At 53.3% G+C, this 26901-nt stretch carries 16 protein-coding genes and 1 pseudogene; 7 read left to right on the top strand and 10 right to left on the bottom strand.

Annotation, left to right across the window (positions count from 1 at the left end):
• From mads6 to AC23NW_RS32765, 5 genes are read right to left on the bottom strand one after another with little or no spacing between them, the layout of a single operon-like run.
• Entirely contained in the window at positions 1 to 4257 is a 4257-nt protein-coding gene (gene mads6, locus AC23NW_RS32785; protein WP_487454869.1) for a methylation-associated defense system protein kinase MAD6, read from the bottom strand.
• A 9-nt stretch (positions 4258 to 4266) separates the two neighbouring features.
• A complete protein-coding gene (locus AC23NW_RS32780) occupies positions 4267 to 5376 on the bottom strand; it encodes a PDDEXK nuclease domain-containing protein (RefSeq protein WP_487454868.1) in 1110 nt (369 codons plus the stop codon).
• Positions 5377 to 5413: 37 nt separating this feature from the next.
• Entirely contained in the window at positions 5414 to 6763 is a 1350-nt protein-coding gene (locus AC23NW_RS32775) for a restriction endonuclease subunit S (RefSeq protein ID WP_487454884.1), read from the bottom strand.
• Positions 6763 to 8898 (bottom strand): methylation-associated defense system DNA methyltransferase MAD2, encoded by a 2136-nt coding sequence (mads2, locus tag AC23NW_RS32770; RefSeq protein ID WP_487454867.1) that lies wholly within the window; start codon positions 8896 to 8898, stop codon positions 6763 to 6765. Before mads2 ends, AC23NW_RS32775 begins: the two co-directional genes overlap by 1 nt.
• Positions 8895 to 9611: a DUF6577 family protein gene (locus AC23NW_RS32765; protein ID WP_487454866.1), complete on the bottom strand. Its 717-nt coding sequence runs from the start codon at positions 9609 to 9611 to the stop codon at positions 8895 to 8897. Before AC23NW_RS32765 ends, mads2 begins: the two co-directional genes overlap by 4 nt.
• A 162-nt stretch (positions 9612 to 9773) precedes the next feature.
• Between AC23NW_RS32765 and AC23NW_RS32760 the strand changes: the two genes are divergently transcribed.
• Genes AC23NW_RS32760 through AC23NW_RS32750 form a run of 3 tightly spaced genes read left to right on the top strand, consistent with a single transcriptional unit; the run spans position 9774 to position 12571 of the window.
• Entirely contained in the window at positions 9774 to 10775 is a 1002-nt protein-coding gene (locus AC23NW_RS32760; RefSeq protein ID WP_487454865.1) for a hypothetical protein, read from the top strand.
• A 6-nt stretch (positions 10776 to 10781) separates the two neighbouring features.
• A complete protein-coding gene (locus AC23NW_RS32755) occupies positions 10782 to 11654 on the top strand; it encodes an SMODS domain-containing nucleotidyltransferase (RefSeq protein ID WP_487454864.1) in 873 nt (290 codons plus the stop codon).
• Entirely contained in the window at positions 11651 to 12571 is a 921-nt protein-coding gene (locus tag AC23NW_RS32750) for an S-4TM family putative pore-forming effector (protein ID WP_487454863.1), read from the top strand. Before AC23NW_RS32755 ends, AC23NW_RS32750 begins: the two co-directional genes overlap by 4 nt.
• 47 nt (positions 12572 to 12618) lie before the next feature.
• Here the strand turns inward: AC23NW_RS32750 and AC23NW_RS32745 are convergent.
• The 3 genes and pseudogenes from AC23NW_RS32745 to AC23NW_RS32735 form a co-directional block, all read right to left on the bottom strand.
• Positions 12619 to 13721 (bottom strand): annotated as a pseudogene (locus AC23NW_RS32745) (IS481 family transposase).
• Between the two features lie 1010 nt (positions 13722 to 14731).
• Entirely contained in the window at positions 14732 to 15268 is a 537-nt protein-coding gene (locus AC23NW_RS32740) for a hypothetical protein (protein WP_487454862.1), read from the bottom strand.
• A gap of 441 nt (positions 15269 to 15709) precedes the next feature.
• Positions 15710 to 18508 carry a hypothetical protein gene (locus AC23NW_RS32735; RefSeq protein WP_487454861.1) on the bottom strand — a complete coding sequence of 933 codons (2799 nt, stop codon included), beginning with the start codon at positions 18506 to 18508 and terminating at the stop codon, positions 15710 to 15712.
• A 414-nt stretch (positions 18509 to 18922) separates the two neighbouring features.
• On the opposite strand from AC23NW_RS32735, the gene AC23NW_RS32730 reads away from it, so the two are divergent.
• Entirely contained in the window at positions 18923 to 20173 is a 1251-nt protein-coding gene (locus tag AC23NW_RS32730; protein WP_487454860.1) for a tyrosine-type recombinase/integrase, read from the top strand.
• Between the two features lie 13 nt (positions 20174 to 20186).
• Here AC23NW_RS32730 and AC23NW_RS32725 read toward each other — a convergent pair whose 3' ends face one another.
• Both AC23NW_RS32725 and AC23NW_RS32720 read right to left on the bottom strand, forming a co-directional pair.
• Complete coding sequence (locus tag AC23NW_RS32725) at positions 20187 to 22517, bottom strand: ATP-dependent helicase (protein ID WP_487454859.1); 2331 nt, start codon at positions 22515 to 22517, stop codon at positions 20187 to 20189.
• Positions 22518 to 22667: 150 nt separating this feature from the next.
• Complete coding sequence (locus AC23NW_RS32720) at positions 22668 to 24032, bottom strand: M64 family metallopeptidase (protein WP_487454858.1); 1365 nt, start codon at positions 24030 to 24032, stop codon at positions 22668 to 22670.
• An 864-nt stretch (positions 24033 to 24896) separates the two neighbouring features.
• Here AC23NW_RS32720 and AC23NW_RS32715 point away from each other — a divergent pair.
• From AC23NW_RS32715 to AC23NW_RS32705, 3 genes are read left to right on the top strand one after another with little or no spacing between them, the layout of a single operon-like run.
• Complete coding sequence (locus AC23NW_RS32715; RefSeq protein ID WP_487454857.1) at positions 24897 to 25379, top strand: hypothetical protein; 483 nt, start codon at positions 24897 to 24899, stop codon at positions 25377 to 25379.
• A complete protein-coding gene (locus AC23NW_RS32710; protein WP_487454856.1) occupies positions 25376 to 26149 on the top strand; it encodes an ATP-grasp domain-containing protein in 774 nt (257 codons plus the stop codon). The genes AC23NW_RS32715 and AC23NW_RS32710 overlap by 4 nt, the downstream gene beginning before the upstream one ends.
• Positions 26146 to 26898 carry a hypothetical protein gene (locus AC23NW_RS32705; RefSeq protein ID WP_487454855.1) on the top strand — a complete coding sequence of 251 codons (753 nt, stop codon included), beginning with the start codon at positions 26146 to 26148 and terminating at the stop codon, positions 26896 to 26898. Before AC23NW_RS32710 ends, AC23NW_RS32705 begins: the two co-directional genes overlap by 4 nt.
• Positions 26899 to 26901: the final 3 nt, after the last annotated feature.

Raw genomic sequence — 26901 nt, 5'->3', positions numbered from 1 at the left:
TCAGGAAAGTTCTTCTACGTGAATGATGAGTCGGTTCTGGTCGTCGGCCTCGATGGTGACGTACTCGTTGGTGGTAGAGCCTGCGTTTAGCCGCTGCCGACCACTACCGGTTACTACTACTTTGCGGTAGGGCAGGTTACCCAACATGTTCCGAAAGACCCCATACTCCACAAAGCGGCCTTTGAGGTCGTTGAGTGAGGGGGCGTAGCCCTTCTCTATGTAGTACAGCATCTCGTAGAGGTCGAGTGAGATCGTGAGGGCAATGTGTCGGTTGGCCGGATCACGGTGTCGAAAAATGAGCCGGTCCGGTACATACTCCATGTAATCGCTCATACTGGGTCGGCGGTCTTCGACCAGCTCGAAGTCCGTGAGCGGAAATAGCCGGTACGATGCGCTAAGTGGATCGGGCCGTCCAGCTGCCTGCACAACGTACCGGGTCGCCAAGTCGGTGTTGTGGCAGTTTTCGAGCCGGGCAATGGCTATTGCAATACTTCGTATGGCCCCTTCGGTGGCTTGCTGTGCCTGCTCTCCGCTGAACAACCGGGTCAGACTAACCATTTCGCTAAAGGCTTTTACCGACCGATACGGGTTTCGCACAGCCTCACCCTCATACCGCCGTAAGGAGGCCTTTGCTGCATCGGAGTCTTTGACCTTGCCGCGTAGATCGGATGAATAGGGCTGGGTGAATCTACCCTCAAAATACTGGTGCCGGGCCAGTAGCTGCTGCGCATTTCGAATGGCTTTTTGTCGTTCATTATCCGATTGGCCCGCTAAAGGGGTTGCCTGTAATTGATTCAAGGCGTCAATGAGATTGCCTTCCCGCTGTCCGAAGTCGAGATATTTACGGGCCGCCAAGGGTGAGAAAAACAATGCCCGGTCGAGAGCAGGTACAACGCTGCGTCCTACGTCGAGCCTACGGAGCTTCTCAACCAAGCGGTCCTTGTTGCCCCTGTCTTTCAGAGGAGCGGTTAGATTATAGTAGTGCTTGCTTAGCCAGGTTATTGGCTCGGGCGACTGCGCCACCATTTGCTGTACGTCGGCGCAACTGTGATCGCGGGTGATCCAGAAGGCCAGCAAGGAGCGCATATCGCGCATGGTGATGTGCAGGTCGCGCCGGAAATGTACCGTACGGACCAAACTTTCCATGCGACTGACCACTTCGTCGCCCGCTACCGGGTCGTTCATCGACTGTGCGTTGAACCGGATGAAGCACGACTCGCGCACAGCACAATCGGCACAGCCCCGCCAATAGTCGGGCCGTACAAACGCCTGCACCTGTTTGCGGAACAGGCTGGGTTCGGTATCAGCGAGTGACCCCACCACCGCCCGCATGTTGAGGTTGATGATGAGCATCCCTGCCGGCAAGTCGGAGGTGTTTTCGTTATAGAAAAACCCTTCGACTGTATCGGCTAAGTACCCCAGTTCGGCCCGGCGGCTTTGCAGGTACTCAACCAACCGGCCTTCATTGATGCCCACCAGGCGGCCCTCGGTAGCCTGGAGTACGTCGGTGAGGCCCACAAACGGGCGGAAGAACTCATCGAGTACAGTGTTGTTGTCCTGCCCGGCTTCGTCCTGCGACCCGTCGTAGTTGCTCCGAAATAGGATGCCTCCAATTTGAAAACTCGCTCCATTCTGCGTGGGCAGGGCTGTTATGTTCGCCCGCGAGTCGGCCCGAAGTTCTTCTTCTAATCGTTGAATAAAGGCCGTTTTGCCATCACCTGCGTTACCGGTAATAATCACTAAGCGGAAAGTCCCCGCCAAAATCGCCTGCTTCAGGCGGGTGTCGAGCCGGGTTTCAATGTAGGTGTCGCGGGCAAAGGGATCCCCCCCCCGTACTGTCGAGGCCCGCGTACCGGCGTTGTTGTAGCGCGACTGACTGAACAGGCTATTCAGTGCATTGACGTAAGCTTCGGTGCTGACCGGGGCGGGGAGGGCAGGTTGGGCAGGGCGCAGCAGTTCCCCGAGGCCAACCGCTTCTAAAGCCGCCAGCATGTCGTCGGCTGATTCGAAGCGGTTGGCCGTGCGGGGTTGTACGGCCTTCAGTAGAAAAGCTGCAAATGCATCGGAGATATCATTATTGTAATGCTGCGGGTGTTCGGGTGCATTGGTAAGCGTTGGAATACCCCCTCGATAGGGGTGCTTGTGGCACACCAGTTCGTAGAGCGTAATGCCCAGCGCAAAAGTGTCGCAACTGGCATCCCAGCGGGTGCGTCGGTTGCCTTCGAGCTTATCGGGTGGGGTATAGGCATCAGTACCCACCCGGTCGGTATTGGCTTCCGTACCGGCCACGTTGAAATCAATCAGTACAAAGCGTTCCTGCCGGTGCCAGATAATGTTGTGGGGTTTAATGTCGCGGTGAATGAATCCTTTGCCGTGCAGGTACGTCAGGGCCTGGCATAGTTCTCGTCCGGCCCGGTACACGTTGGGATAGGTCAGCCGCAGAGGTGGGTTACCAAACACGTACTTCCGCAGGTTATCACCTTCCAGCAACTCCATCAGGGTATAATACCGCCCATTGGCCAGCCGCCCGTTGTAGATGAACTTCACCACGTTAGGGTGGCTCAGATCGTTCAGCACGTCGAACTCGATTACCACATTATCGAACTGAACGCTGGGAAAAAAAACCTTCATGGCGTAGTCCCGGCCTTGTATGGTGTGTTTAGCCCGCCATACTTCCGAGTAGCCCCCATGTTCGATCTTGCTGATGAGCAGGCAGTCGCCCGCACGGTCACCCTGTCGCAGGTCTTCGCTGTCGCGGTTGCTGTAGGGCGCGTTCGGCTCGGCCGTCTGTAGCAAGGTGGCCGGAGCAGCGGGAAGCGCGGCTTGCCGGGCGTTGTCGATGAACGTCAGCACCTCGTCCATGCTGCCGAAGCGGTCTTCGGGGTTATGGCGCAGGCAGCGGTCAATCAGTTCGTTCGTCCAGGTGGGTAGTTCGGGCTGCACGGTATGGGGGAGCAGCAAGGCCGGTAGCCGCCCCTGATGGTGGTCGAGGTCGCCCCAGTGGCTGAAGGGCGTCCCGTCGGCGTAATGAGGCAGGTGACCCACCAGCGTTTCGTAGGCGGTCATGCCCCAGCCATACACGTCGGTGCGGGTGTCGGCATCGTGGGGACGGCTCATCTCCCAGGGCATGTACACGCTCAGTTCCTCGTCGCGCAGCGTCGGGAACACGGTATGCCCCTGCCGGTCGGTATCGGTGAAGTACGACCTGCCGAAGTTGGCCAGAAAGGCCGTACCGTCGGCACCCACGTAGATGTTGTCGGGGCAGACGTCGCGGTGATACACCTTAGCAGCATGGGCTGTTTTCAGCCCCAGCGCCACTTGCCGCAGCAGCGCGAGCCGGTCCTGAAAGGTCTGGGTACGTCGGTGCAGCTCGCGCCGAAGGCTACTTTCTTCCAGATAATCGGTGATCTCGTAGAAAAAGCCCTGCTCGTCGTCGCTCCGAAACTCGACGTGCAGGATGTATGGGCTACCCGCTATTTTCCGCAGGGCCACGTACTGGTTCTTAATGGCCGCAAGCTGCAGCCGCCGTTTGTGCTCACTGAGATGCGCCAGCGACACGGTGTATTCGGCAATCTTGCGGAAGATATTAGTCTGAATGCCTCGTGGCTTCACCAAATAGTCGGTGCGGCTGTCGGTCTGGCTCAGGATTTCAACAATCTCATACTCGCTTTCAAACAGCCGGGGCCTCCGCTGCGCGGGTGCTTGCTGGGCGGTGAGGTAGCGGCTGATTGGCTCCTGCAACTCGCTGATTTTTCCGGCGAAGGATCTGGCTCGGTCTGGGTCCTGCAAAAATTCGGTCAGGCCTTTGTCGAGCGTGAAGGTTACGTCGGCGCTGTCGCCTTCCAACTGCATCGAGACCATACTGGGGTGCGAGAGCGTAATGCCCGACGCTACCCACGCCCGGCCCCAGGCCGTGTCTTGCTCTTTAAGTTTGCTGGCCAGCACCTTGGTTTTGTAGGCGCAGGTACGGAGCGGGTTTCCTTTGGGCCGTCCGTTCAGGTACCACTCGCGGTCGTCGCCGGTGAGGTGTCCCTGCCAGTGCTTGTTTTCGAGGTGGTAGAGCGCGTGGGGGGCTACTACGAGGCAGTCGTATTCGAGCACCTCCACGGCCCGGTTACGCGGGTTGGTGTGGGGCAGCTCTACGTTGGGCACCACTAAGTAGCTGTCGGGCAGGTTCTTTTCCAGGAAAGCCAGCAGCCGGTTTTCGCCTTCGTTGACTTCGCCTTTGTCGTAGGTTGTGCGGAGAATGATGGCCATGCGGGTTCGTTAGTTTTTGGTATGATTATCTACCTCGGCTTCAATCAGTGCCCGTAGGGTGTCTTTGTCGGGCAGTTGCACCAAGTATTTCGAGACAAACACCTCGTTGGCCAGTCCACCCGTGGCAAACTCCACCAAGCTGTCGTTCTTGTCGGCGCAGAGGATGATGCCCACGGGCGGATTGTCGCCCTCGGTCATTTCGTGCTTTTTGTAGTAGTTGAGGTACACGTTCATCTGCCCCGCGTCGGCGTGGTCGAACCGGCCCAGCTTCAGGTCAATGAGCACGTGGCTCTTCAGGATGCGGTTGTAGAAAACCAGATCAATGTGGTAATGGGTGTTATCGAAGGTGATGCGCCGTTGGCGGGCCTCGAAACAGAAACCTCGGCCTAACTCGGTCAGGAAGGTTTGTAGGTGGTTCAGAATCGCCGTTTCGAGGTCGTTTTCGGAATACTGCGCTTTCTCGTCAAGACCCAGAAATTCCAGTACGTAGGGGTTCCTGATGACCTCAGCTGGTAGGATGGTTTGCTTTTCCGCGATTTTGGCAATCACGCCTGCCTTGTCCGTTGAAAGGCCCGTGCGTTCGTAGAGCAGCGTAGTGGTAGCACGGGCGAGTTCTTTTACGCTCCAGCTGTTCTTCACGGCTTCAATTTCGTAGAACCGCCGTTTTAGCTCCGAATCAACCCGGCCCAGTTCAATGAAATGAGAGAACGTGAGCGTATTGAGCAACGTAGCAGGTGGCAGGCGCAACCGCTGGTCAGCCTTGTCGTCGGGAGTTGGCGGGGCGGCTACCAATTTTGCAGACGGTGTCTGCAAAATTGGCAACGTACCTAACTGACCAAGGACGTATTCGCCAAACCAGTGGTAGGTAAGGTAGAACTGCCGGAAGTTAAACAGGTTCCGAACAGCCATGCCCGGAATACCCTTCAACCGTTTGGCAATTTGCTCTATAACTTCCTTTCCGTAGGCCGCCCGGTCGTCGCCGTTCTGCTCGAACTCGACCAGATAAAAGCCAATGAGCCAGTTCCGCACGGTCATGGTCGTGTTGACCTGCTGAACCGCCCGCTTGCTCAGTTCGGTATGCGTCTGCTCAATGGCAGTTATCAATTGGCTAAAGTTCATTTGTTCGTGAATAGATAATTCGGAAAAGAGGTTTCCCTCACCAGCTTCCTACCAACTCCTCAACCCGCGCAATGGCCCCGGTTTCGAGCTGGTAAGCCTCACTGAATTTGGTTGAGTACGCTTCTACGTTGGCCGTAACTGACGCAAACAGGTCCTCGTAAATCGGAATTCGGAGTCGGCTGATTTGCCCATTATCAATGTGCAACTGGCCGGTACCATACGAAAAGCTTCGCAGAATGGCTTGACCCGGTGCCGTTTTCAGGAACGCGTAGATGTAGGGGTTGTGGTTGATTTCGCCAGGCACTACACGTACCAGATTGTTAGTAGCTGTTACGCCATCCAGAAACTTTGGCACAATACTGACGTACCCCATTGACGTTATACTGCCCGAATCCTGCAAGGCCAGCCAACCTTCTCGCAATACGTAGTCGGCGAGGTTGGGCATTTTACGGGATAAGTAATCGTCAAACTTAGGCGTCACCTCAAGCAGGTTGACACCACTCAGAAACGGAATGCCCTTGCTGGGGTCGCTGACGCGCATCCGTTTAAAGATACCTGGCGTAAACACCTGACTCGAAACGGATTCGACCGTTTTCAATGCGGCATTCTGACCGGCCTTATCAAAAAAGCCGTCGATGAGCGTCAGGTGGGCAGTAGCATCCAAACGCAGTCGTTCACCGAAAAACGAAGCCGACGACGCTATGTAGCTGGTAGGCATTCTAAGTTCAGGCAAACGCTTCTCCAGCGTCTGAATGGCTTCCCCCAGCAGCGCATTGGCATCCACCCGCAGCCGGGCCGCTGTTTCGATGGCCGTATGAATGGCCTGCTGCTCGGCGTCGGGCAGGATGGGAATTAGAGTTTTCTTAATTCCTGGCGCTTCAATGTAGCGTACTACCGAACCAGATGCATTCTTGTTAAATTGTCCAATTCCATACTTTGAGCTTAAAAAAGCGTATAAGTACCCGTAAGGTAGTTCGCCGTTTGGGACTATCCTACAGACATTATTAGCATAAGCGGAACCTGCTGTGAGAATGCTGGTAAGTCTCGTGTTGCCTATGCTGCCAAAGCCGGTAATGAGTATCCAGTTTTTATCAACAAGGGCGTTTATTTTTTCTGCTTGAGCTTTATTGATGTAAATATTGCTTCCCTCAGCCATGTTTGTAACGTCAGAGCTTTGGCAGTAAGGAACGGCTCGTTCGGTAGGAGAGCAAAACTGACGTTTGAAAACGGGAGGATTAAAAACATGGGCGACTTGAGAAAGGATCACTTTCTTTACTGATGCACGTTCAATCTTACGGGCGTTAAGAGCGTACCTATCCAAGAAGAATTTAGCCTCTAACCGTGGATTCTCGCTTAGAACATCACTTGGAATAATTCCTAACTTCATCATAGCTTCTCTCCTTTCCGAAAACGTTGGTATGCCTGGCCAATTTTGGGAAGGTCGTCGTCGAGGTCGCGGGTTACTTCCTGCCGCTCCTTCAGGTCGGCCTGCCCGGATTTGGGGTCGCGGAACAGGTACGTGATGGTCTTCTCGGTTTTAATTTCGGCTCCGTCTTCGTCGCGCTCATAAATGGGGGTTCCCCGGCGGTCTTTGCCTACTTTTTCGGCAATGGCCATAAACACGTCGTAGGCTTTCAGTTTGCCATCGCGTTGCAGGGCTCGTTGTTCGTCGGTTAGCTTTTGCAGAAACAGCAGCGAGGCCTGTACGCCTACCTGCGGCAAGAATGCCTCAACAGGCAGGTCCACGCTTGCCAGCACCTTGAAGCGTTTTAGAATCCAATCGCGCACGTATTCGGTGTTGGGGTTACCCAGAATACCATCGGGCAACACAATGGCCAGCCGGCCACCGGGCCTGAGAAACTGATAGCAGCGATCAATAAACAGGATCTCAGGCGGCTCCGACGCGCTTAAGCGGCCGTCCATATCCCAGCCGCCATCCAGGCGTTTCCAGACGTGCCCAAGGTCATATTTTTCGAGCACACGCGGGTCGTTGATGGGGATTTTGGCCCCAAAGGGCGGGTTCGAGAAGATGAGGTCAAACTTCTCAGTCGCGTCCTCATAGTCCGGTCCCCCGTTGGGGTCGCCTTCAGCGTCTAAGCTGTCCATCAGTCGCTCGTTGAAGCCGTTGATTTCGTCGGTATCGTCGCCGTCGGGGTATTCGAGGCTGTTAAACTGGAAGATATTGGCGTGGCCATCGCCGGCCATTACCATGTTCATGCGGGCGGCCCGTTTCAGGTCGGGGTCGAAGTCGATACCGAACAGTTTTTCGCCCGCGTATAGACGTACCCGTTCGTTGACTTCAGGCGAGTTAAAGGTGTCTTTAAGCCATTCGCCGTCGAGCGTGGGGTTTATCTCTTTGGCAATTTTTTTACGCACATGGTCGAGCACCATCACCAGGAAGCCCCCGGAGCCACAGGCGGGGTCTAACACGCGGTGGCTTGGGTCGGGGTCCATCATTTCCACCATCAGCCGCACAATGTTGCGGGGCGTGAAGAACTGCCCGCGCTCTTGCTTGAGTGTGTTTGAGACAATGGTTTCGTAAGCCATGCCCTTTACATCGACTGTTGCATCCAGGAAGGAGTACTTCGCCAGTTCGCCTGCTACATAGCTTAGGGCTTTCTGGTTTAATTGAATCTGCTCGTTACCCTCAAACACGTCCTGAAAATCGTCGCTCTCTTTCAGTTCCTCGAACAGCGATTTGATCCGTTCTGATACGGCTTTGCGCCCCTCTTCGGTATGCGGTTCGGTAGCGCCAACCCAGAATTTTCGGCGGTACGATTCGCCGTTCTGGTGGCATATATCGCGCCGTTTTTCGTCGTAGATTTTGCAGAAAATCAGGTACAGCAGTTGCCAGAAGGCGTCTTTGGTGCGGCCCTGGTTGCCGTAGATGTAGTCGTGGCAGCGTTTGAAGGTCCGAATCAGCGAGTCGTTGGCGGGTTTGCGGGCGGCCATGCGGTCTGAGCGCGTCAGGTCGTCCATGGTCTCGCCCGCGCCGGGAAAATCCGACACCTCTTCAAGTTTGGCTTCGAGGTTGGCCTTGTAGCCGGTACGGTGCCGGAACGAGTTCATGAGCCCATTAGTCCACAGCCCGAACTCGCAGTTTTCGAGCATGTTCAAGGCATCGTCGAGTAGCACCGTGCCTTTTTTGGCGTCGGCTTCTTTAGTTTTCGGATCTTGCACAAAGCATACCCGGATGATGCCCGCCTGTGTGTGTTCGGCCCCGGCCTCGAAGGCCACCAGTTCGGCCTTCCGACGGATTTTCTTACCGGCTTCGTCTTCACCGATGAAGGTGAAATCGCGTTCAAGGTCGGCCATCTCGAAACCGTATTCCTCGTTCATCTGCCGAATCAGGCTTTGCAGTGTTTGTTCCTTCTCGCTGTCTTTGACGGGTTCGCCAGTCAGTACGCAGATAATCTTAGTGTCGTCGGCAGCGGTAACGGTTTCGGCAGCGCCGGGCGAATCCACGCCGGCGTCGGTGTCAGTTACGTCTGAGTCTTGTATCGTATTGGTCTCGTTGGTCATAGCAATTCGTTCAGTTCATTTAGTTTGTCGCGTCTGCGGGCATACCGGCGCAAGCGGTCGAGGTTTAGGGCAAAGTGGTCGCGGGCGTTGTTCAGCAGCATTCCCAGCCGGGTTTGATAATCGGCGTAGAGGTCGGTATGGACCAACGCATCGACCAGCATTTTTTCCAGTGAGCTAACGGGTACGTTACTCACGGTCATCTTGGGGGCTTCGCTCACCAGCAGCCGCAATACAATGGCCCGGTCGTGGAGCCGTACAAAGCGTTCGACTTCGGTAGCATCGGGGTTCAGAAACACCGTCCGGCTAAAGCCGAGCAGCAGACCGTAGGCTGTTTCTAAGTGGGCCTTCTCTACCTCAATCAATGTTAAGGAAAGCTTGGGGGCCGACTCGGTACCGGGCAGTACACTGTTGAGCCAATTAGTTTCAGACAGGCAACAGTCGGCACCAGGCAGGTCAGCAATCAGCCGATTAATCATACGCCGGGGTGTTGAGGCCAGCACCGGCAGAAACGTGGCGGGTGGGTCGGGTACGTACAGACCGCGCCCGGCGCTATAGAGTAGTCCCCGGCTTTTAAGGTCGTGGATACGCCAGGTTAGCGTGGCGTCCGAGAGGTCGGGATATTCACCCCGCAACAGGTCAAGTAGGTCGGCCTTCGACCACTCGGGCTGAGCGCGCAACCGGACGAGCAGCGCATCGGAGAAGGGCGTAGTCAAAACGATGTCGGGGTTTAGGAGCAGGGTTTACAATAACTGTATGCAAGATGGGGACAAAATATAAATAGGTCAAATTTTCGGCAATAAATATTTTTATCATGCCGTAAGTTTGGTAGATGAAATCTGGTTACATTTGCTCAAACAAATATTGATGAATGAGTTATGGCTTCGACAGTGAACACCGCCTTTACAGAATTCTTACGTGATACCGTAAATCTTGACGCCGATCAGACCAAAGACGCCCGGAAGAGCCGTGACTGGCTTAAGGACAGAATTAACGAGCTGCCAGGTAAGTACGACACATTTCCTTTTTTAGTAAAAGAGTATCATTTCGATTACGGTTCGTTCGCCCGACGTACCAAGATTCGTCCCCTCAATGATATAGATATGTTGATCGGGCTGCACGCTAGTGGAAGTACCTATCTTGAGTACACAGATCGGATTCAGATAACAGTCAATCCGAACGCGGAACGGCTTACAAAGCTTTGTCATGATGGAACTCAACTGCTTCATTCGATAAAGGTACTTAACCAGTTTAAAGCAGGATTAGAAGGTGTTCCACAGTATAAATCGGCTGAGAAAAAGTATACGCAGCAGGCCACCGTACTCAATTTATCGTCCTACGACTGGAGCTTTGACATCGTACCGTGTTTTATGACGACCGAGGACGCTTGGGGCAAAACGTACTACTTGATTCCAGACGGAAATGGCCACTGGATAAAAACCGACCCGCGCATCGACCAGTCGTTAACCACGTCGGTCAATCAGCAGCACAACGGGAACGTGCTGAACGTACTGCGACTGATAAAGTTCTGGACAAAGCGGCCCATCACGACAACCATACCCTCGTACTTGCTGGAGACCATCATTTTCAAATACTACGAAGCCAAGACCGAAGTAGCGTCTGGCTGGCCGGATGTGGAGATACCAGACTTGCTCGACCACATTGCCTGGGCGATCCGTTGGGATGTTCAGGACCCGAAAGGCATTCAGGGAAACATTAATCGGTTGGATTACGAAACTCGAAACCGCATCAGCGCGGTGGCTACCCGGTACGCCGAATACGCACGCGAGGCCCGGCAGCACGAAAGCAATAGCGACCACAAAGCGTCAATTGCTGCGTGGCAACAGGTATTTGGTCCTTCATTCCCCAATTTCGGTTAACGACTCATGCTGCGTACTGTTAAGGAAGGGTTTGATACTTTTCTAAAGAAGATAAGTTCGCTACCCAATGAGCATAAAAAGGCGGCTTCACATAAAGACTCGGTGAAGCGGTGTTTAAAGAACAACTTCGCTTACTGCGAGCTATTTGAGACCGGTTCATTTGGTAACGGTACTGGCGTGCGCCACCATAGCGACACGGACTATTTTGCGGTACTGAAGGCGGACTACGTCCGAAAAAACTCGTCTACCGTACTGCGCGATTTACGAGAAGCATTGGAATACACCTTCCCCCGAACCTCGAATATTCGGGTAAAATGCCCGGCGGTCAGCGTTCCGTTTGGGCAGTACGAGTCCGAAACGCTCGAGATAACGCCCTGTGTGTTTGATGGATTGGTCGGCCGACACCGTGCGTTTCGAATCCCCGATGGAAATGGCGGCTGGCTGAGGTCAAGCCCCGATGCCCACAACTGTTACGTTCGTGAGCATGACAACCAGATGGGTGGTCGGCTTAAACCGCTTATTAAGCTGCTGAAAGCATGGAAATTTTATCATAACGTACCCATCCGTTCTTTCTATCTGGAATTATTTGCGGCCCGGCACTTAGCCACCAGACGACGGCTCGATCTGCCGCTCGATTTGTATAAATTGTTCATCGTGCTCTACAAGCATGAGCTCGATGAATTTGACGACCCAATGAGGGTTACGCTTGGCCTCACCGCCTGCAACACCGACACCCAACGTGAAACGACCCTGTCGCGGCTGGCCACGGCCACAGGCCGCGCTCTGAAAGCTATAGAAGCCGAGCAACGGGGCAAACAGGATCTTGCTTTTGACTATTGGAATAAACTTTTCAATTACAAATTTCCTGCATACCGATGATGAATCAGATACCCATCCGGCAAAATGAGCCGACCCAAATTGAACGTCTTGCCGCCCAACGTGAACTATATTCAGAAGCGAAACGGTGGCAGGTTTTTCAACTGTTAGCAAGTGTCATTATACCTATTGTACTTAGTGTTTGGGCTTGGGTCAACCCTAAAATAGCTGATTGGGCAGCTATTTTAGGAGGTCTCATGGCTGTCGTTGATGTAACGCTTTTCGACTATCTGATAAGTGGCTACCGCGAAAAGGCAGCCAAAATTCAGGAGTTATTCGATTGTCATGTATTAGAAATGCAATGTTCACCTCTACACAATCCAGAAGACGTAACAAATGATGAAATAGCTACTTATTATAACAAGCATAAGCGTACACCCGGAAACATCGAAAAACTGAGGAATTGGTACTCTACAGCAGTAGAGGTATTACCCATTCACCTTGCGCGATTAGTATGCCAACTCAGTAATTGTAGTTGGGACTCTGAATTGAGAAGAAGATACTCAAATTTGGCTGCTCAAGCGTTGGTTGGAGTAATGATCTTGCTATTAGCAGTTGGTCTGCTATTCAAAGAAAGCTTCAAAGACTTTCTGCTAATGGCTTTCATATTCGCCCCATTCATAACCTATTGCTTTAAACAGTTTAAAGAGCAGAGAGATGCGTCTAAACGACAGAAGGAATTGGTCGTGTGTGCCAAGTCACTTTGGACGACCGCATTTACAAAAAGCGCAAAAACACTACTCCAAGAGTCACGTCAGTTACAGAATGCTATTTATGAATGCCGTAGCAAGAACCCGACTGTGCTTGATACCTTTTATAACAAGCTGAAAGATGAGCAAGAGGCTACTATGTATCGAACGGCGGATGCATTAGTTGTAGAAGCGAAACGCCGTCTTGGAGAAAGTAGAAGTCGATCATAACACTTAAAGATATTGTATAAGTTAAGACTTGATCTGACAAATGACAATTATCGGACATTTTGCTGAGTAAACAATTTATTGTCCGATAAATCTTTTTGCCAGGCTAATTTTGCCGAGTCAATAAAGGTTTGATAAGGCGTTTTCCCGAAGCAATATTTGCCCTGATGGGTTCGCTCCCGATTGTATTCTTCCTGCCATTGGTCCAGATCTTTTTGTAAGTCCTCCAAGGTAGTGTATACTTTCTTACGGAAAGCGATAGCATAGAAATCGTCTTGTATGGTTTTATGGAAACGTTCACAAATGCCATTCTGCTGGGGTGACCGACCCGTCAGGCGGCCCGGTTTTGTCCTGGTGTGATCAATATCCTCAATAGACAGATATAATTGATATTCATGGTGTTACGGTTTGCCACAGTATTCCGTGCCCCGGTCAGTAAGCACCCGCAGGAGTTTAACGGCATGGGCCTCAAAGAAAGGTTATACACGGTCATTGAGCAGATCCGCTGCTACCAGTGCTGTTTTGCGGTCATACACTTTGGCAAAGGCCACTAGGTGTCAACGAATGTTTGCTGATAAATGCGGCCCACGCCTTTGACTGTACCCACGAAATAAGTATCCGCGCGGCGGCCGCCTGAGAGCCCAGATAACCAGGGAATTCCGTTTCAATTTCGCCCATGGCCTGCTTTTCTTCCTTGGCTTTTTCCATGGCTTTTACCTGAGCCTCTGTCAGGATCAATCCGTCCTGTGCCACCTTGGCCGTTTCGGCGTTCCGATTCCAGTGCTTTAAGTCGTTTGGCAAACAGTTCTAAGTCATGCCGTAACCAGATAGAACGTACTCCTCCCGGTGAGACAAAGAGCCCTTTTTTCTTCAGCTCGTTACTGACCCTGACCTGCCCATAAGCGGGCTGATCAACAGCTATTTGAACGACCGCATCTTCTACTTCAGTAGCGACCCGATTCTTCTCCAGCGGCTTACGACGGGTTAAATCCTGTAGAGCCGCTTCGCCCCCTGTCTCGTAAAGTTCTTTAAAGCGGTAGTAGCTGTCACGGCTATAGCCCATTACTTTGCAAGCCTGAGAGACACTACCCAGAGTTTGGGCTAACTTCAGAACACCCAGTTTGTTCTTGATAATTTTCTCCTGTGTTGTCATCTTAATCTTGACTATATTTTATGAAACAAATTTACACAATTTGTCATATTAAGTCCTGATTATTTAAACTAATATCCAACCACTCCAGATCAATTCCCCATCGACGCTATTGAGGGAATTGCCCGACCAGGGGAACCATTCAAATCACATCCCAAAATAGAATCTGTTGGGGACCCGACCGACGGCAGCCAAACGCCCAAAACGCTTAGGATTGAGCAAAATCCAGGTGGTAGTCAGACCACTGTTAACCAAACCCCAACCGACATTACGATTGAAGTTTCTGAAGTCGTTCGACCGAAAACAAAAACGAAGAAGTATCAGAAAAGCGGTCAATGTTCCTAACCTGGAAACCGGTTCTGAAACGGTGAAGGGAACCATAAATACTCACGAAAACTCTCCAATTATGCCCCCAACTCCTACCACCGATGACATATGGCCGTTTGAAGTAGACGATGTAACGAGCGATCACACAGATCGTGGGCTGAATTCATTTCGAACAGAAAACACCGGATGGGGGTGTTTTCCGAAAAGATCCACGGTGGATGGAAATAGTTTCAGCCAAAGTGGCCGAAGTGGAGGAAAAGCTAAAAGCCTAGCAAGCCTAGGCCAAAGCGAAAGCTAAAAAGGCGGATGGTTAACCCAAGGCCAAGAATGCTACACAGTGAACAACCCGTATGACGCCCGGTAAAACCGTCCACGCTGGCAAACCGCGAAAAAACAGCCCTAAATGGAAAACGGATTAAACGACCGTTTTAAATACCATTCTCAAAAGCCAGCCACAGATTCTGTAGCTGACTTTTTTCAATCCCAAATATCCGAATAAATCAGGAACCTCAACAAGTATAAACGAAGAACGCAAAAACCCGTCAGGAACGATTTGGAGACAACTCCGGAACGTCGTTGGAATAATTTGGGAATGATTCGCGAACGCCATTGATTGCCCCATGTATGCAAAAAGCCAGCAACGACTCGCGCTGCTGGCTCTATTATGATATGCTAACGATTGGTGACTATTTCTTCACAATACCTTTGGAAACCCGGTTAAAGGCCAGGTAGCCCCGGTTTTCGTTTTTATCGTTGACCAGATTCAACCGGGAGGTTGAATACAGCGTATTTGTGGCCTGTGCAATGCGGGTAATCGTGATACCAGCCGCTTTATTACGGAGCAGATATTCGTTTTTGGCAGCGTTGGTTGCAGAAGGAGCAAACGTCCCCAGATTTCCGTTCAAAGGACCAAATCCGCCATCCCCCAGTATACTGACCGCCAGGGAGTCCGTCCCTTTGGCAACCAGGGTCAGAAAATACCGCGATTTGATGACTTTTACCTGACCGTACCCCTCCGGATCGTCACACGTTTCCCAAACCCCGGAAATGTAGTTATTGGCTTCATGGGTGAAGTACTCCCCGGCCAGAAATTTCACCGGATCACCCGAATTCTCAATCTGATCTTCGGCACTCATCGGGACAGGGTTATCCTTGTCCTTCTTGCAGCCCTGTGTCAGCAGAGTGCCAACCACCAGGACGAGGTAAATACTTAGTTTTTTCATGTTTAAGAGACCTTTAGCTGAAAAGGATTAGTGAATGCAGCGATTCTACCTAATTAACGCCCTTCCAGCGGGTTTGATTAACAGATTATTACACTTTAGGATAAATGGTTTTATTCACAAACAAAAGGCGTAAAAATCGCCATGAATGTAATAGATAATTCAGAAAGGTTTATCTGATTTTTCTGAACGGTGAAGAACCTGGTTACAATGCCCTCTGAATGACCACAAATGCTTTTTTTTAATTGAAATACGGCAAATCGACATCGTTGGACTACGGGCCTGAAAAGCCCATAAACTGTTCACTTATTTTCGGCCCTTATCGACCTTTTATTCCGGTCATTAGCTCCTTTGTTTACCAGGTTGACCGACCGGCGAAACGACAAAAAAAAGACACCAGCGACGGCTGGTGTCCTGTTTGGGGCCTGATGGCTAATGACTTAATTAAACAGAGATCTTCTGATTCCGGGCAACTTTTCGCTCGTCAAACTCTTTCTCCTGCTGTCTGATCCGGGTTTCATCGACCCGCTGCGCCCGACCTTCCTTCAACCCATCGGCATCCAGATAATGTTTACGATTCCCTTCTTTCTGCGGCTCGTCCATTTTCTGGCGCTGCTGGACGGAAATTCCCAGCCCTTGCTGTTTACCCAGCTCCCGGAAAATGTTCTGGGGACCACCGTAACTGTTCATCCGGCGGTGGAGTGTATCCAAAGCGGTTTCGATAGACTTCGATCCCACCTGGGAGGTGGCCAGCGTCTCGGCCATCGACCGGCGCGTTTCGGGGGGCAGGTTTCGAATTAGTTTTTCCACCTGATCTTTATTACCCCTGGACTGAATCATCAGTCCCTCAACCAGTGCGCCTACGATGTGATTGGCCTGACGGCTCTCCGGCGTTTCCGGGGTAGGCTGGCTCTTCTTCTGGCCGACAACCTGTTGTGAGGCCGCAACCGGGTTGCCATCGACAACCGCTGGAGAGGGTGTCTGGCCACCTTCCGTGGGTACAGCCTGCATCCGGGCATCGAGTTTTTGCTGCAAGCCGGGTTCCGTTTTGAGCTGTTGCTCAAAGGCATTTCGCTCCGTTTCCGGCATCTGCCCGTTCTGATAACGGACCACCTGCCCGTTCTGATGCACTTCACGAGCGGTCTCCAGCTCCGTTTTCAGCGCAGGCGACACGGCTATTTTATCGGTGAATTGCTGCTGTTCATCAGGAGTCATCTGCCCTTTGACAAACCGCATACTTTCGGCCTGCCGGTTCTGATAGCCGACAAACTCTTCCCGAATGACCGGATCAGCCGTCACCAGCCGCCCCATCACCTGTCGTTCCATTGGATTGAGTTTGTTCAGACTCAATTCATTAAACAGGGCGTTGCGGCCTTCTGGGGCCATTTGCTGCACCCGGCTCATATACGCTGCCATGTCAAGCCAGTTAAATTCACCAGGGGCAGGCGTCATCTCACCGGGTACACGCGTAACGGCTGGCGCTGGTCCCGGCGGTGTCTGGGCCGGAGCGGGGGTATCGACTCTCTGAGCCAAACCCGGATCTGCTGAAACCTGCATGGTGGGCGAAACCTCCTGTTGCCGAGCAACATGCGGGGCCGCAGCAACGGAGGGTTGAACCTCATCGGGTGTACCCCCGGGGCGCACCTCGGTAGGCGTTGTGGAGGTTTGGGCACCCACCGGAGCCGCTCCAGCGGGTTGTGGCGACCCTGTGCGAAGGCGGGTAATCTGCTCACTAACATAGGTATAGGCCGACTTGACCTGTTCGACTACGTAATTGACGGCCCGACGAACCAGGTTCGGACGGGGCGGTTCCACCGACGCGACCGCTGCCTGCACCGGGGGCCGCTGGTCCGAAGCGACCTGCGTAGGCTGAGTCTGGCGAGGCTCTGGCTGGAGCTGCGCGGCCTGCGACGGTCTGTTTTCGACAGCGGCATGCGTGGGCGTTTCTGCCGTTCGTTCCCCAGCCGCCGGAGCGGGTTGCTGCGAAACACCCTGACTTGCCGTTTCAGCCGGTGCCTGACGGGCGACCGGACGTTCCTCCTGAAGGGGGGCATTGGTCCGGCCCTCGTTCTGCCCAACCACATTGCGGTTCTGGCCAGGCTCCCGCTGACCACCGGCATTGGATGGGTTTGGGGTAGCGACCATCGCCCGGGGCCTGCTCTGGGTAAGGGGTCGGTCTTCACCTCCCCGTATCGGCTGGCCAGTAAATGCCGAGCGTACCCGTTCGTACATGCGGGAGAAAAAACTACCAATCGAAGCCAGAATTCCCCGGCGTTCGGACTGCACCGGCCCCTCGGGTTCCACGGGCAGGGATTCCACGACCGCCCGGCGAACCGGCCCGGGTTCTGGCTGTTGTTTTCGAACGGGGGCTTCCTCGACTACGACCGGCTCCACCACCGCTTTAGGCTGGATCCGTTCTTCGCCAGCAACCGGGCGTGGTCCCGGGGAAATGGTCTCTGCCGGCGCTTCTTCAGCACGATCTGAGGAACCGGGTTTCACGGTATCGGGTGTTTGCACGGCAACCGGCACCTCAGCGACGGGAGCGGTCGGCTCTACTCCTACCGCTTCCAGCGGCTGTTGCGGAGTACTGCCCCCGGGCACTTCAGCCTTGACGGCCTCGCTGGTGTCTATCCCTGCCGGCGGATTGACTTCGCCTACTGCCGGACGCTCACCGGCTACAGGAGCCTGAGCAGCCTGCCGTTCGGCCAGGGCATGGGCCAGAGCCGGATCACGTCCGGCTTCAAATTGGAATATGCGTATTTCATCGGGATTGAGCCGGTTATCCAGAAAGGCACCCACCCGCTCCGAGCGGTAACGTTCGCCAAACTCATCGAACCGGAATTCTTCCCGGATGGGCCGCAACCCTGACTCATCTGTCAACTGCTGGTTTATGTCCTCCCGGTCGGCCTGCTTCAACTCCCCCCGACCCATTTTGTCATCGAGCAGCAGATCGACCTGATACCGCAGGCTCATCCCCAGCATGGGCGAATTGTACAGGGCAATTTCGTCGGGCGTAGGCGGATACCCCAGCGCCAGCCGGTTGCTGATAGCTTCAGCAAACAGCGAGGCCTTTCTGTCGTCGTTGCCCGTGGGGAATCCTTTCTCCCGAAGGTTATCCCGGTAAGGGTCCGGGAGTATTCCCTGATTGACAAACTGATCTTCGAGCTGTTTGTCGAAGCCCAAAACCGGATCAATCAGAAATGGATTCCGGATCGCCTTTTTGGATACTTGTTCGGGTGTCATACCGTGAATAGTTAATGTTTGCCTAAATATATAAAAAGAATGATTTATCTCGAAGCCCCTTTTCCCCAACCCTCCCCCGCGCGGAGGGGTTTACCCTCTGACGGACGCCTGTTGAACCTCCCTCACCCCAACGAACGCGTTGCCGTGCTTGTATGGAAAAACGCGCATAAACACCATTTTACCACCCAAAATAGCCCACTCATAAGCCCCTGCTTATGAGTCAGTTATATACCCTAAAACTTTGACGTTGTGGTAATACATGTTATCACAACGTCAAAGAAATTGATTTGGAATGCGTATCTTTATACCATCAAAAATGCCCGATCCGGGCATGGCAGAACCCTCCAAAATCCTGTTTTTCAAGGTTTTGCGGGTAAACTGCCCCCTTTAAGTGCATTGTTTACCCTTGAAAAAATGAAGTCGCGAGTTGTTTCCCCGACCCTTAAGCCACGCAAGAGTGCTAAACCGCAACCCCCTTCCCTCCGCCTGACAGGCCTGATCGACCACTATGCCCAGGCTCTTCCTGCCGGAAGTACCTATCGGCGGCAGGCCGGCCAGTTTCTGCGGTATTGTCTCGACAGTGAGCTGGAGGTTTCGGGAGTTACCTTCCAACGGTACAGTGAGGGAAAAAGCCAAACGCACAAATCAGCCATCCGTCATTTCTTGATCTGGTATCAGCAGCAGGGTAGCCCGGCCTTTGTAGCTGATCCCCCCCGTCGTCAGCCGGTTCCGTTCGCCCAAAAACTTCTGTCCTTTTATGGGGAGTACAAAACCCGAATTCGGGCCATCACCAAGGAAAGTTATCTGAAGGCGATCCGGGCGTATTTTCTCTACCTGGAAGACCAGAAAAAACCGGTCAACTTTTCGGCCTTACGCGCAGCCTTAGTGGAATCCTACATGGCGCACCTGGAAGCGAAAAAACGGTCGCCGTTTACCCGGAATCTATACCTTGCCGCCATTAAAAGCCTGGCCAGGTTCTGCCTCGACAAGCGCACCCGGCTGAAGATCAATGCTGATCAGGCGGAAGACTTAATGAGTGTGCTGACGGTGAAAATGCAAACCCTTAGCCGGGGACATTATAAAGATAGTCTGAGCCGGGAGCAACGAGCGGCCCTATTGGATGCGGCCAGAACACCCCGGGAGCGGGCGATCCTGTCTTTACTGGCCTATGAAGGACTACGAACGATTGAAATCTGCCGGCTGGAGGTGGGTGATCTGGACCTGACCGGCAAAGAACTGTGGACTCAGAGCAAAGGCAAAGCCGACAAAAGTTATATCGTGCTGTTTGATACCTGCATACCGGCTCTGGTGGACTATCTGCAATCCATCGACTGCTGGCCACTCGCATCCCTGTCATCAGAAAGCCGGAAGGCGTATCTGTTCCCCCGTGAATCAGACCCTTCCAAACCAATGGAGACGAGTCAGGTCCGGTACATCGTGGATACGGCCCTTCGGCGGGTGGGATTAAAACGGCGCAAGGTGTCGGCCCATAGCCTTCGCCATACCGTGGCGGAATTATTGCTGGATGAAGGCCATCCCCTTGAATTGGTCCAGAGGCATTTACGCCACCAGCACATCGACACCACGCAGGTCTATACAGGCAAGAAGAGCGATGCCATCTATAAGGATTCCTTTAAAGCACTGACAGCGAACCCAACCCCGTAGCCGTTTCCAGCGACTACGGCTCGTAATCATCTATCTCTTCGGACGGATCTTCCACCGCCAGTTCATCCAGGAACCGGCTGGGTTCCATCCGTTGAGGCTTGCCCCGGAAATCGCGATAGGCACAGCCCGTCAGAAGCAGGCGCTTGCGGGCGCGGGTCACCGCCACGTAGCAGAGCCGTCGTTCCTCTTCGATCTGGAACTGGTCAATCTGCACCTCCCCGGGCTTTATCACCTTGACGACCTCTTCATCCTCTTCCTCTTCGCCCGGACCGAACCGGGCACTGGGGAACAGCCCTTCCTCCATACCCACGACATGAACGTGACTGAATTCCAGGCCTTTGGACGCGTGGATGGTCATGAGCGTTACGGTATTCTCGTTCTCAATCTCGTCGTTGGGGTTGAGCACCAGGCTGATGTAGGCCAGGTAATCCGACAGGTACGTACCCGGGCGCGGGCTGTCCGATTCCGGCGAGTCAGATTCATCGGTTACCCCAACAAACGACCTTACACCCGCCAGAAACTCATTGAGATTGTTGACCCGTACCAGCGTACCGGCATTTTCAGCTCCCTGCCGTTTCTTGTCCTCCGCTTCGTAGAACGCCCGCAGACCGGATTCTTCCACAATTCGGGACACACATTGAAAGGCATCGAGGGTCTGGCTGTAGCCCAGGAACTTATCAATCAGCGACGTGAATCCCAGCAACCCCTCCATTGCCAACTGATTGAAGCCGGTCAGAAAATGCTGCGGATACAACAGCACATCCCGAATGGAATGCTTCCGGGTCGCGTGAAGAAGCTTACCCACCCCTTTATCGCCGACATTCCGTTTAGGCCGAAGCAAGCACCGCTTGAGCGCTTCGCGATCATCCAGGTTGTTGACAAACCGCAGGTATGCCAGTAAATCACGAATCTCCTGCCGGTCAAAAAACGAGGTGCCACCCACGATCCGGTAGGGAATATTGTACTTCCGTAGCATATACTCGATAGGCCGGGCCTGGGCTTTGGTCCGGTAAAGGATCGCAAAATCCCGCCAGTTCCAGTCTTCCATTTCTTTATGCCGGAGTATCTCGCTTGCCGCCACAGCAGCTTCCCGGCCTTCATCGTCACAGTTCAGGTATTCGATGGGCCGGTCATCACGCATGGTCGTAAACACCCGCTTGACCATCTGACGGGTGTTGTAGGCAATTAACCGGTTGGACGCATTGACAATCGGTTCGGTGGAACGGTAGTTCTGTTCGAGCTTCACAACCTTAACCGCCGTCTCGCCGAAGGAGCGGTCAAACCGAAGGATGTTTTGAATTTTTGCCCCACGGAACGCATAAATACTCTGGGCATCATCCCCAACGACGGTCAGGTTTTGGGTCCGCTCCGAAAGCCGGCGCAGGATTTCAAGCTGTAAGGTATTGGTATCCTGAAACTCATCGACGAGAATATAATCCCAGTAAGTTTCAAACTGATCCCGATCTGCCCGGTACCCGGGTTCATCCATCAGTTTGTACATCAGAAACAGCAGATCGTCAAAATCCATTGCTCCATTGTTTTTCATCTGGACCGTATAGGCCGAGTAAACCCGGTGAAATTGTTCCATCGAGTGGCGTTCATCGTGTTCATGCAGATCCTTTCGGTGCAGATACTCGTCGCTGGAAATACATTCATTTTTAAGAAACGAAATCCGGCTGGCCACATCCTTTACTTCGTAATTCAGATTCAGCCCTTTCAAAATATCCCGCAGCAGTTTTTTTGCACTATCAGGATCATACACACTGAAGCTTTTTGAAAAGCCCATTATATCGGCATTCTTCCGGATGCACCGGCTGAAGACGGAGTGGAACGTGCCCATCCAGATTGTTTTCGCCATCTCGACCCCAACCGCAGCCTCAATCCGGTCCCGCATTTCACGGGCCGCTTTATTGGTAAAGGTCAGGGCCAGTATCCGGTGGGGCGGTACACCCCGGGCAATCAACTGAGCGATCCGGTAGGTCAGCACCCGCGTTTTTCCCGAACCGGCCCCCGCAATAACCAGCAGGGGTCCCTGCCCATATTCGACGGCTTCCCGCTGTGGTGGGTTGAGGGTATCCAGATAGGGCGCATACACTACGTCGCCGAGCCTGTACCGGGCCTGCTTTAACCCATTATCGCGATCCTTCACGTACCCCGATGTCTCCTCGGTAGCCACTAGCGGAACAACCACCTCCCCCGACAGATACCGCTTATCGGTGCCCGAAGGAAGCACCGGGGAGGCAGAAGCCGTTTTGGCCAGCGGAGAAACCGGGACCGGCATCGCCCTGAATAAATCATACTGGGTAATACCGGCAGACTTTTTCCGGGTAGTAGGTTTAGCCATATCTCACAACAGATTAACTATAGAAAGAGATTTTACTATCAATAAAACACTCGTTTTTTACTTCAAAACGAGTCTAATTAAGCGATGAAAGCTGAAACATATCTGATAAAGGGCGATTTTAAGCGGCCTTATCAACTTTAATAAAACAAACTATTTAACTTTTAGTTTAGGGGGAACTATTTTATTTGGCGGCACGGCCTCCTGTAGGGCCTGTACCGGCTTGGACACCACACCCAGCCGCAGGGTTCCTCCAGTCTCAAAAACCAGTTTACCCGGCGCGGAAAAGGCGGTTGAATCAATAATATGGCCGATCCGGACGGTTTCATTCGTCAGGGGACTGTGGCCGCACGACCACACCGAGGGATCATCCCACTGGCCATTCCGGAGGGTCGCGTTGACGGGGCAGGGGGCCTTAACGCGAACTGACCACCTGAACCGGCGTTCATGGGTTGTCAGATGGAAGGTAGACCGGGACAGGGCCGTCGTATCCAGGATAGCCACTTCTACCGAACCATCCCGATACCCCAGCATGGCAGGGGTGATCCTCAGCGAATCCACCTGACGACCCACCGGAACACCATTCACCGACCAGCGGATACGCAGGGTCCGTTCCCGGGGAAGTACCAGTCCCAGCCGTAAGGTAGCTGCCTCTCCCAGATCAAGGAATTCGTTGACCGACGGAACGGTGTAGTCAACCGGACTCACCAGCGACAGAATCCGGTCTACCATCGTCTCCTGACAAACGGCGCAAAAAGACCGGCCCAGATACTCCATTTTGCAGGTTCCATTCGCCGGTTTTTTCCAGGACGCATCGCCCTGGTGATCAAAAATACCCGCTCCGGCAGTAAGCCAGTTGCGCCATTTGATCGTTGCCGGATTTGCATTCCGGGTCATATTGGCCCGCTCAGACGCATTGGCCGAACCAACCCAGTACTCATCGGCCAGCGCTCCGAAGGCGTGACCGATTTCATGAATACCGATCTCAGCCGCAAACGCATTATGACCGGCTACAATGGCGCAGGGATACCCACCGCCCCCGTAGGTGCCGGTGTTCGATAGCAGCACAACCAGATCGTATTCGGGCATATTATCAGCCAGCACCGAGTAAAGAGCCTGCGTTTTGCCCACGCACATCAGCCGGTGAATACCTGAGCAGTCCATCGAAACCCCAAAATACGTATTCAGGGATGCTGTAGCCGATCCCGGCGGCTCATCAAGAGCCGTGCCAGCGTGACTCACCCCGCTATCCACGCTGGGCACCTCAATGGCAAAGAAATTGAAATAGGCTGCATACGATCCGAACGGCTCACTGTTGAGGAATGCCTGCCGGAAGGATTGACAATCGGCAGCAAAGGCCGTCATTTCCGAAGCCTGATACCCATCGGAAAGAAAAACGATGTTGACCCGGTTGGCTACCGGACCTGACTGGCCCACCACCCGAACCGGAAAGATTTGGCCGGATGCGTGAAGCGTAGCAGCCAACAGCCAAATGAGCAGCAGGAAACGGTACGTCATAACAAGTCCAGATTTAGTAACGGCTCACTGCGGTTGTGTTGCCGCCGAACGACTGACACCCGGCGCGTCGAATCCGACAACGGCACCCGCAGGACCAGCTCTACGGGCGTCTCAGCGCTCGGCTGACCCGGTAAGCGCACTGGTTCTGCCGGTTCGGCTCGTTAGCCGACTGCCGGGGCAGATGGGGAGTCAGGGGCAGATCCACCGGCAAGTACTCCCGGGTCCCACCTGAATAGGTAATAATACAAATGATTTTTCCGGGAGGCATATGCTCCCAAAGACCCTCTTTTAGCCGCCCTTTTGCTATCTTATGCCACCTATAACCGAAAAGTGAGCTTTCGTGACGGGCGTGTGCGGGAATGCCGGTAGACCCTACCTGAAGCCCCAGGAACAGGATCGCCCCTCCAAAAGGGCTGGCCGTCTCCATCGAAGCGGAACGATGAACGGAAAGGGTAAGGGTTGGCACCCGTTGGCATCCGCTACCTCCTACTAAACAGGCCAGTATAATCAAGGGGAAGCATAACAATGACCTCATTTCTCCAATTGATTCAAAATATTTAGGCCACCATCGAGGGTAGCCTAAATATAATCCCACCATTCACTACTAAATCAGGATTTAGCTGCCGGGGCTACACAAACCAGAATAATCATTGCAACTAATTCCCTAATTCATCGGTAAAGCTATATTGCTATCATCAATAAAACAAACTATTTATTATTTTACCTGAAAACTTATAAATGAATCAAATGGGCGATAAAAGGTTATTCCTCCGGATAATACACCGACGTTTTTATCCCGGTCATTGTTCTATATACAGAGGCTTGTAACGACCAGACACCCCAAGGGGGTAGCCTTTGCCCAGTATGAATTACAGTTTGTTCCCTGAACTCGACCTGCCCCCATCCATTCCGAAGGAGGGAGCATCCAAAACCGGTCAACGCGCCACGACGGCTCCGTTGACCGCCCATGTAGCCCAACCGGCGGGATTCCGGCGACCGACCGGAGAAGTGGCCCTGATCTGGCAGGAACACAACTGGCAACCCCAGCCAGGCCTGTTCGTCCAGTTTAATACCGGCATTGGCATTGACATGATCAGTGGTCAGTACCGGTGCATTTCACGGCCCTTCGGGTGCATTCAGGCCGTCAACGAGACGACCGGGGAAGCCCTGGTGTACTTACCGGCTCACCCCCAGTGGAAATCGTATGATCACGCGTTCTGGACGGTTCCTTTCCGTGATCTTCTTCCTGTTCTGGTTGACGAGGATTTATTCAGTGAAGAAGAGTACCGAAGCCGCATGACCAGAACCTATACCGGTTCCTTTCGCTGGGGGCGAACACCAATATGACAACGTTTTATATCCAGACGCAACACGGTCGTCCTGTCGGCGACTTTGGCTATGAGCTGCTGGAAGCGCTGGCATTTCATGCCTGGAAAAATCCATACACGCTCCCGTTTGCGGCTGAACTCATCGAGGTGCAAACAGACTACGCCTGGCCCGGCCCGGAAGGGTCAGTGGTGACCCGTCCCCTGACAGAACGGATCGTCCCGATTGGCACCGTCGAATTTGTACATGGCTTTATGCAGTGGCAGGGCCTTACCCCACCGCCACCGCTCAATGTACCGCCACCGCTTCAGCAACGCGGGTACGCTGGCCGCCTGGTGCGAACGGGCGGGGCCGAAGAAGGCCGTATCGGTGAATTTTATAAGTCTGCGACCTGGGTAAAAGCACCGGTCGGCATACTGCGCCCCGGCGACAGGCTGGAGAACGACCAATATCAGTTTTCGGAACAGCTGGAGCAGATCGAGGCCGAGTTTCGCTGCTTTGTCTATAAACGCGAATTGCTGGGCATCCACCCCTACAGTGGCCAGATCGGGGTATTCCCTGACGTGTCAGCCATTAGCCGGATGATCGCAGCCTACACCGGGCAACCTGTAGCTTTTACGCTGGATGTGTGCGTCACGCCAGGGGGAACCTACGTCGTAGAGGTCCATCATTTTTACGCCTGTGGCCTGTACGGGTTCCGGCGATACGACCTGCTACCGTACCTGTTTTCCCGCTGGTACGCAGCCTTTAGTGATCAACAACATGCTAATCTTAAAACCAATTTCGAATGAGTTTACCTTACGCCCTGAATCTCGCGCCGACTTTCTTTCATCCGATCAGTCTGCCCGATTCTGACATTAAACGGTTACTGAACCGCCAGAAAGACCGCATCAGCATCCGGCTGGCCCTGATGACGAACCGGTACGAGCTGACCGATGAACAACTCGAAGAGCATTGGAACAATGCCCTGGAGCAGACCGGTCTGAAACCGAAATCCGTCCTATGGGTCTGGGAGCCGCACCGCATCTGGTTTGTCGCTGAAACGAACGAATGGCACTGTGCCTACGGGGACGGGGAGGTTCGCCGGTTCCACACCTCGAAGCTGGATATGCGAACACTCCAGACGCTCAAATTCCAGTGCGATGAACACAAACTACGCTCAGCCAACATACTACCGAAAGCGTTCAGCCGGATTTTCCTGCATGTCAGTTCCATCGGAGACCAGTGGCGTAGTGACCTTAAAGAAGAAGAAATTCTGATGGAAGAAGGAATACCTCCAGTTCTGGAAGCAACGTCCCGCAATACCTGTACGGTCTGCCAGGCAGCCCCCCCCTGTACAACGCCCTGCCAGCCCGAGCCTGACTTTGAGGAAGGGTTTAACCGTTATTGGCTTGGGCGATACCCAAAACCCGTTAACGTGCTACCTGAATTTGACTGGATGGCTGTAATTCGGTTCAGCTATATCCACATCGTGGGAAATAAACCGGTCTATCGGGACTCCGTTTACCGTGAAGAACTTCCAACTGAACCAACCCGCTAAGCC

Source organism: Arsenicibacter sp. R0_47 (assembly GCF_057652235.1).
The sequence above is the reverse complement of the archived record's forward strand: the minus strand, read 5'-3'. Positions and strand labels throughout refer to the sequence as shown.

Bases quoted from the DNA above. Each gene is read 5' to 3' on its own strand.
- mads2 (WP_487454867.1), bottom strand. From the start codon at position 8,898: ATGACCAACGAGACCAATACGATACAAGACTCAGACGTAACTGACACC.
- AC23NW_RS32760 (WP_487454865.1), top strand. From the start codon at position 9,774: ATGGCTTCGACAGTGAACACCGCCTTTACAGAATTCTTACGTGATACC.
- mads6 (WP_487454869.1), bottom strand. From the start codon at position 4,257: ATGGCCATCATTCTCCGCACAACCTACGACAAAGGCGAAGTCAACGAA.
- AC23NW_RS32730 (WP_487454860.1), top strand. From the start codon at position 18,923: ATGAAGTCGCGAGTTGTTTCCCCGACCCTTAAGCCACGCAAGAGTGCT.
- AC23NW_RS32710 (WP_487454856.1), top strand. From the start codon at position 25,376: ATGACAACGTTTTATATCCAGACGCAACACGGTCGTCCTGTCGGCGAC.
- AC23NW_RS32750 (WP_487454863.1), top strand. From the start codon at position 11,651: ATGATGAATCAGATACCCATCCGGCAAAATGAGCCGACCCAAATTGAA.
- AC23NW_RS32735 (WP_487454861.1), bottom strand. From the start codon at position 18,508: ATGACACCCGAACAAGTATCCAAAAAGGCGATCCGGAATCCATTTCTG.
- AC23NW_RS32775 (WP_487454884.1), bottom strand. From the start codon at position 6,763: ATGAAGTTAGGAATTATTCCAAGTGATGTTCTAAGCGAGAATCCACGG.
- AC23NW_RS32740 (WP_487454862.1), bottom strand. From the start codon at position 15,268: ATGAAAAAACTAAGTATTTACCTCGTCCTGGTGGTTGGCACTCTGCTG.
- AC23NW_RS32725 (WP_487454859.1), bottom strand. From the start codon at position 22,517: ATGGCTAAACCTACTACCCGGAAAAAGTCTGCCGGTATTACCCAGTAT.
- AC23NW_RS32780 (WP_487454868.1), bottom strand. From the start codon at position 5,376: ATGAACTTTAGCCAATTGATAACTGCCATTGAGCAGACGCATACCGAA.
- AC23NW_RS32720 (WP_487454858.1), bottom strand. From the start codon at position 24,032: ATGACGTACCGTTTCCTGCTGCTCATTTGGCTGTTGGCTGCTACGCTT.
- AC23NW_RS32715 (WP_487454857.1), top strand. From the start codon at position 24,897: ATGAATTACAGTTTGTTCCCTGAACTCGACCTGCCCCCATCCATTCCG.
- AC23NW_RS32755 (WP_487454864.1), top strand. From the start codon at position 10,782: ATGCTGCGTACTGTTAAGGAAGGGTTTGATACTTTTCTAAAGAAGATA.
- AC23NW_RS32705 (WP_487454855.1), top strand. From the start codon at position 26,146: ATGAGTTTACCTTACGCCCTGAATCTCGCGCCGACTTTCTTTCATCCG.